The following is a 643-nucleotide window of genomic DNA, read 5'->3' as shown; positions in this document are numbered from 1 at the left end:
GCGTTAGAGCAACCCATGAGAAAATACTTCGTCTTTGCTATCAGTATTATTATCTTAGGGTGTACAACCATTCCTGAGGAACGCTTTACGTCTACTGATGTTGATTTCATGTTTAATGATCATGAGGAGAAAAGTTTCGACTACCCTTATGGCGAATATCCTGAGCGCATCATAAATTCTGTGCTTAGCAGAGCTTCTGAACTGGGGTTAAAAGTGAAAGGGATTACTGCAATGGCATGGGGAATTCACCCTATGGCTTACGTAATCTATACAGAAGAAAAAGCATATGTTTCATTTTTTTACTGGGGTAATACTGCTGGTAAGGGTTATATCAAAGATTTCTCTGCCTCTGAGCTAGAAGCAATGAATAGCGCAGTTTATTCTGACGAGTCATGCAAACCTTATGAGCAAGATAGTATTAACTGGGTTGGTATTCATGTCTTTAAAAAGGGCGCCGGTTATATAGTTTGCAATGAGAGTGGTGCGTTTTTTGGCGGTGGAAAAATACGTGAGTATTTTGGAGCGCATTTCGATGAACGCATACATTGGGTCAAATACAGTTATGGCAAGTAAACGCTCTAACAAGCGCAGGCACATGGACAAAATTTCCGCTGCGCTCCAATTTTTCCTGTGCTGCGAGCGT

General features: G+C 41.2%; 1 protein-coding gene. It reads left to right on the top strand.

The window, feature by feature from the left end:
* Positions 1–573 (top strand): hypothetical protein (locus tag GFB48_RS17365; protein WP_205597769.1); only part of this gene is annotated, 573 nt, incomplete at its 5' end.
* Positions 574–643: the final 70 nt, after the last annotated feature.

It is taken from the genome of Paraferrimonas sp. SM1919, assembly GCF_010993985.1.
GTDB lineage: Bacteria > Pseudomonadota > Gammaproteobacteria > Enterobacterales > Shewanellaceae > SM1919.
This window is presented reverse-complemented; position numbering and strand designations above follow the sequence as displayed.